Annotated in this window: 7 protein-coding genes and 1 pseudogene; 3 read left to right on the top strand and 5 right to left on the bottom strand. The window is 55.8% G+C overall.

What is annotated here, in order from left to right; translation table 11 throughout:
- Window positions 1–161, top strand: a pseudogene (locus AFK24_RS31750) (IS110 family transposase); the annotation flags it as partial.
- Between the two features lie 16 nt (window positions 162–177).
- Here AFK24_RS31750 and AFK24_RS28245 read toward each other — a convergent pair.
- The gene (locus AFK24_RS28245; protein ID WP_065836368.1) at window positions 178–783 is read right to left on the bottom strand and encodes a TetR/AcrR family transcriptional regulator; all 606 of its coding nucleotides are present in this window, start codon (window positions 781–783) and stop codon (window positions 178–180) included.
- A 143-nt stretch (window positions 784–926) separates the two neighbouring features.
- Between AFK24_RS28245 and AFK24_RS28240 the strand changes: the two genes are divergently transcribed.
- Window positions 927–1,835: a DUF808 domain-containing protein gene (locus AFK24_RS28240; protein WP_065836367.1), complete on the top strand. Its 909-nt coding sequence runs from the start codon at window positions 927–929 to the stop codon at window positions 1,833–1,835.
- Between the two features lie 18 nt (window positions 1,836–1,853).
- Window positions 1,854–2,084: a hypothetical protein gene (locus tag AFK24_RS28235; protein WP_065836366.1), complete on the top strand. Its 231-nt coding sequence runs from the start codon at window positions 1,854–1,856 to the stop codon at window positions 2,082–2,084.
- Window positions 2,085–2,114: 30 nt separating this feature from the next.
- On the opposite strand, the gene AFK24_RS28230 is transcribed toward AFK24_RS28235, so the two are convergent.
- The 4 genes from AFK24_RS28230 to AFK24_RS28215 form a co-directional block, all read right to left on the bottom strand.
- Window positions 2,115–2,885, bottom strand: coding sequence for a COG4705 family protein (locus AFK24_RS28230; protein WP_065836365.1), 771 nt, complete (start codon window positions 2,883–2,885; stop codon window positions 2,115–2,117).
- A 147-nt stretch (window positions 2,886–3,032) separates the two neighbouring features.
- The gene (locus tag AFK24_RS28225; RefSeq protein ID WP_065836364.1) at window positions 3,033–3,869 is read right to left on the bottom strand and encodes a phosphatase PAP2 family protein; all 837 of its coding nucleotides are present in this window, start codon (window positions 3,867–3,869) and stop codon (window positions 3,033–3,035) included.
- A gap of 34 nt (window positions 3,870–3,903) precedes the next feature.
- Complete coding sequence (locus AFK24_RS28220) at window positions 3,904–4,599, bottom strand: histidine phosphatase family protein (protein ID WP_065836363.1); 696 nt, start codon at window positions 4,597–4,599, stop codon at window positions 3,904–3,906.
- Window positions 4,600–4,847: 248 nt separating this feature from the next.
- Window positions 4,848–5,633, bottom strand: a complete 786-nt coding sequence (locus AFK24_RS28215) for an outer membrane protein OmpK (RefSeq protein ID WP_065836362.1) — start codon at window positions 5,631–5,633, stop codon at window positions 4,848–4,850.
- Window positions 5,634–6,000: the final 367 nt, after the last annotated feature.

The raw sequence follows: 6,000 nt of genomic DNA, 5'->3' as shown, positions 1-6,000 counted from the left end.
CTTGGAGGCCGTACTACGAGTCTTATCTGGCCAGGGGGCTCGCCAAAACCCAAGCCTTGGTCATCCTCGCCCGCAAGCTTTGCCGGGTGGCATTCGCCCTGATGAAAAACCAGAGCGAATATCAACCTAATTTAAGGTTGCAGGGTTTCCCTGCAACATAGAATCTCCCACAACAGGTCAGTCGGGCTCACAACCCTTGAGTACCAGCCGAATGATCGTCTGCGCGGCGGCCTCATAATCCGCGTCGTCGAGCTTGGTCTTGCCGGTAACCGTGGAGATCTGCCAGTCGAAATCAGCATAGGTCTGAGTCGCGGCCCAGATGGTGAACATCAGGTGATGGGGATCGATCCCGGCGATCTGCCCGCTGTCGATCCAGGCCTGGATGCATTCGATGTTGTGCCGCGCCTGGCCGTTGAGCTGTTCGACCTGCTCCGGCGTCAGGTGCGGCGCGCCGTGCATGATCTCGCTGGCGAATACTTTCGAGGCAAACGGCAGCTCGCGGGAAATGCGAATCTTGGAGCGGATATAGGCGCTGAGCACTTGCGCCGGTACACCCTCTCGATTGAAAGGCGTCGAGGCACGCAGGATGGGCTCGATGATGCTTTCGAGCACCTCGCGATAGAGGTTTTCCTTGGACTTGAAGTAGTAGTAGACGTTGGGTTTGGGCAGACCGGCCTTGGCGGCGATGTCGCTGGTCTTGGTGGCCGCAAATCCCCGGTCGGCGAACTCTTCACTGGCCGCACGCAGGATCAGCTCTTTATTGCGCTCGCGAATACTGCTCATAAACCAGAGGTTTCCTTGCCCGTTCAGCGGAGGCGCATGGTAGCACCGCCCTCACGCGAGCCTCAAGATCGCGGCATTTGCCAGCACGGCTATGGTTCAATAGCGCCAGTTTGATTTTCATTGATTGTTTAAGGATATTGCCTGTGGCTGCTGGAAGCTTGCTGACTCTTCTGGATGACATCGCAACGCTGCTTGACGATGTCTCGCTCGCTGCAAAAAAAACTGCCGGTGTGCTGGGCGACGATCTCGCGCTCAACGCGCAGCAAGTCACTGGCGTCAGTGCTGACCGTGAACTGCCGGTGGTTTGGGCCGTGGCCAAGGGGTCGCTGCTCAACAAGGCGATTCTGGTACCCGCCGCATTGCTGATCAGTGCTTTCGCGCCGTGGGGGATCTTGCCGCTGCTGATGATTGGCGGTGCGTTCCTGTGCTTCGAGGGTTTCGAAAAGCTCGCGCACAAATGGCTGCACCCTGAAACCGAAGCCGAGCACCAGCAACGCAAGCAGGCCACGGCCGACCAGAACGTCGACATGGTGGCTTTCGAGAAGGAGCGCATCAAGGGCGCGATTCGCACCGACTTCATTCTGTCGGCTGAAATCATCGTGCTCGCGTTGGGCGTGGTTTCCACCCGGCCGTTCATGGATCAGGTCGGCGTGCTGGTGATCGTGGCGGTGTTGATCACCGTCGGCGTTTATGGCCTGGTAGCCGGCATCGTCAAGCTTGACGATCTTGGGCTGTATCTGAAGAAGGGCGCCAATTCGGCCTTGCAAGCAGTCGGCGGTGCGTTGCTCTGGCTGGCGCCGGTGCTGATGAAAGTGCTGTCTATTGTCGGTACAGCTGCCATGTTCATGGTCGGCGGCGGTATCCTCACCCACGGCCTGCCATTCGCTCATCACTGGAGCGAAAACCTGACCCAGCGTGCTGCTGAGTCGGTGGGTGGCTTTTCAATGGTTGTCCCGACGGTCATCGACGCCGTCGCGGGGCTGGTAGCGGGCGCACTGCTGGTGTTACTGGTGACCGTTGCCGGGAAAATATGGAAACGTATCAGGGCCTGAATGGCGAGGTTCGACTCAATGAATAGCCCTTTGTTTTCCAGCGTGGTCGCGTATGCACAACAGTGCGAGCGCCAGCTGGTAGAGATTCTTCATCTGCGACCGAGTCTTGAGCGCAAACAGGTCACCAGCTGGGTCGACGAACAAAGCCATGCCCGCACTGACCGTGACCCGCTGGAACTGTTGCGCTCGATCAATTCGAATATTCGGGCAGGTAAGCCGTTGCCGTGGGAATCGCCACGGGATTTCTGACCTGCCCAAAGAATGATCGCGGGACCTTGCTTATCCCTGAGTGAAGCCGATGGCGGCCTGACTTTTCTGTGTTTTTTTCTGGCTGTTGTAAAAGGTCGCCAGCACCACCAGCGCGACCAGCACCGCCAACAACACCAGCGACGAGCCGACCGTGCCAAAATCCAGGCCGCCCTTGTCAAAGGGCTTGGTCAGGAAGTCGCCCAACGTCGCGCCGAAAGGCCGCGTCAGGACGAACGCCACCCAAAACAGTAGCACCGTCGAAATCCTGGTGAAGAACTTGAGCGCAACGACTACTGCAATGGCGCCGCCGATCAACAACGCCCCACCGGCGAAACCCAATCCCGAGTCGTCTGCCAGGAAGTCGCCCAATGCGGTGCCCAGCGTGTTCGAGAACAGGATTGCGAACCAATAGAACAGCTCACCTTTGAGGGTGGTAATACGGTCCACTGACAGGGATTTCTCACTGAAATACCAGGCGGCGAATATCGCCAGCAGGATCGCAATCAATATGGCCGAGCCAGTGGCGTAGCCAAGGCCGAGCGTGCGATCCATGAAGTCCGACATGGTCGTGCCAGCCGTGCTGGTAGAAAGAATCACGATCCAGTAAAGAGCCGGGTGGTAACGCCTGGATGCCAGTTGAGTGAAAAGTGTCGCAACGAATACGCTGATCAATATCAACGAACTTATCGCATAGCCCACATCCAGCGTCATGGACAGCAAATCACCGGCTGTCTCGCCTAATGTGGTTGCACAGATTTTCATGATCCAGAACGCGAGCGTGATCTGCGGTAGTTTATTCATGTTTGAAACTCAGAAGTGGGCCAGCGAAGTCATTGTTGTTCGGGCAATACGCGAGGGTCGGACATTGCGTCCGACCCTGAATGAATAATGCCAAGTCAAAAGTAAAAAATGAGTCAGCGTTGCATGAAAAATTTCTCCATGCTGCTATTAGTTATCTGCGACGAACTCGGCTGGCGCCGCTGGAACTACCGGAGCAGTCTTTTTACGCAGCGGTAACTCCAGGACGCGTCGGCCATAAAATGCCAGCGCAGTAAAGAATGCAGAGAACCACACCAGAATACCGGCCCAGAAGGTGTGCGACATAAAGTGCCAGCCTTGTAATACCCGGGTGGTCCCATAAACCATGCCTAGCAATAACGTCCAGGAGAGTAGCGTCTTGGCATGCCGCCAGCGATAACGACGGGCGACGAAGTACAGGGCGAGCATGGTAAAGCCACCGGAGGCATGGCCGCCGGGCCAGCAGCGACCTTCACCGGCTTCACGCAGCAGGCTGAAATTTTCGAACCACTCTTTCTTTTCCATGGTGCCGCCATACAGCGTTGTTTCGATAGGGCAGTAGATGCTGGTGTGGCTTTTGAAGTAGTGGATAACACCGGTGGTTATTGCGAAGGAGAGGACCAGGAATAGGAAGTCGCGACGGTGCCGCGTGCAGAACTTCAACAGCCTTGCGATCTGAGTTCTCTCTAAAAAGGCAATCATCCTCACATGTTTTTCAGCGTTGAATCGGGGCCACAGAAAAGACAGCACAGCACCGATAATCGCAGCTTCACCTGTCCAGTTCGGAATGATCCGTGCCCAGCGGTGGGTGATGTCCTCGAACAATTTGTTATGTTCCAGCCAGAACGTGTGGCTGTCGGCGTTATACAGGAGATTGCTGATTGCCACGTCCAGTTGCGTCAAGTCGAACACAACAAATATTGAAAGTGCCAGGAACAACGGCAGACCAATATTGATTAGATAAAACTGAAGTTTTGGATTATTCACGCGGCATGTCCCGGCTTGATGTTATTCATGATGGTTACGGGCGTTTGGCAAGTACGGACTTCCAGTCTGGCGCGTCGAGAAAACCCAGGACGTGCGCGGTATGGTCTTCGGGATCCACGGCGACGAACAGCGAGCTGCCGTAATCAAGCATTGAGCGCGACGACACCTGTAGAGACCGCTCCAGCTGGTCGATGCATTCGCTGTGAGTGACCAGGATCAGATTGCGGTGGTCGGCTTTGTGGCGCAGCACATCCTCCAGCATGGTGCGCCGACAGTTGATCAGCCAGTCTTCACCCGCACTTGCCTGATTGAAGGCGAAGGTCGAGGTCTGCCGGGTTCGGGCCAGCGGACTGCTGAAGATATCGGCATTGGCCAGGCCCAGCGTGCGGAAGGAATTACCCAGCTCAACGGCCGCGCTCCGACCCTTGCGGGTAATGCCGTCGGCGACATCAAGGCAAGGATTGGTGGAGTGATCGCAGCGCTCGGCATGCCGAACCAGCACCACCAGTTCGCCTTTGGCCCAGCGCGCATACACATCGGCATTGCGCATATTGCGGCCCTGAGCCAGGTCCACCGGCGCCGATGCGCGCAGGAACCACAGGCCGATCAATACCGCCAGGATGAAAAAAGACAGCATCACCACCAGCTTCTGATAGCGAGCCGGAACGCCAGTGCCCGGTTTATTGCTCGCTCGGCCATGAGCGACGATTCGGCTGAACAGTGATTCCATGATGAGGCGCTATCTACCGTCTGGGTCGGTTAATCAAAATCGACAGCGTCGTAATTCACAGGTGTGCTGAAGACCGTAACTGTGCCGGCACTCAAGGAATGAGTGACTGCCTGGCTGCAGATCTTAGGGAGGGACTAGTCAATGAGGGGTCAAAGGGATGTGAAAAAACAATTCACATGCCGCTGCCATCAAGCGAAATCGGTCAGGTGACAACGGCGAGGGCGCTGATGGCCCTCGCCAGCGTTCGATCAGAAGAAAACTTTCACCAACAAACTGGCCGTATTCTGGTTGGTATCGAAGTACTTGGTGTCTTCGATACCGTACTTGTCGCTCCAGTAGTCGTACTCGATACCGACGTACAGCTGGCGATCCGGCAGGTTCAACGCTTTGCCCAGGTCGTATTTGATCTGTGGGTTGAAGTGCACGTTGGATTTGTATTCGCCGTTGTGGTCGGACTTGTTATCCACAACCCAGTCCATGAAACCGTCGATCAGGATATCCGATTTGCCCACGGGAATGGTGTAGGACCACACCGGAGTTACCTGCCAGGCACCGTAGCCTTGGCGATGGCCGTCGGTGTAGCGCTTGTAGAAGTTCAGCTGGAAGTAGTCGAAACCGGGAATGTTCAGGTCGAAGCCCGGACCGATCAGGTATGACTCGTTGTCGCCTTCACCAAACTCATAAGTTGCGGCGAGCAATACGTCGGAAATTGGGCCGAACTCGAATTTCTGACCGAAGATCTTGCCCATGGACAAGCGTGGGGAGATCTCGCCGTAATAAGTGTTATCGCCTGAAGTGGCGTCGCCTTTGCCGTTATAAAAAATCTTGTCGATGAACAGGAAGTTGTCGCCGTATTTCCAGCCGTCAGCATGTTCAAAGGTGAAGGTCTGTTGATTCGACGGATTGACTGCGAAGTCGCGACCGTTCAGATACGTCAGGCTGTTGCTCTGCCATTGTAGAAGGTCGCCGGCCATCGTCTGTCCGGCGGCCAACAAACTGCCGGCAAATACCAGGCTGGAAATAGTGCGGTTCATGCGGTGCTCCCCTGTTGATAGGTATGTTTTTGGCGCTCTGTTTTGGCGCCTTTTATTGCCGGTTAAAACATGTCTGTTTGGTCAGCTTTGAGTTGCGTTTGATACATAGCAAGAGCTGGGCCAATGCCATAAAAAAAGCGCAAAAGTGCAATCGAAAGCTTTCTGGGCTGTCGATTCAAGGTGTTTTTCCCGAAATTTATACAGCTGACCGCTCGGTCAGCTAGCTGTCCGCTTGGTCAGGATCCAAAGATGTGCGGTTTTGGCGCGGCGGCGGAGAATACTGGCTCTCGCCATCAGGCTCAAGTGCGCTGCGACGGAGCACAGGTGACGAAACTGGGGCACGTCTGCCCGCAGGTGATCGTCCGTG

Source organism: Pseudomonas syringae (genome assembly GCF_001698815.1).
Classification (GTDB): domain Bacteria; phylum Pseudomonadota; class Gammaproteobacteria; order Pseudomonadales; family Pseudomonadaceae; genus Aquipseudomonas; species Aquipseudomonas syringae_A.
Note: the sequence above shows the minus strand (reverse complement) of the source record. Positions and strands in the feature narration are given on the sequence as shown.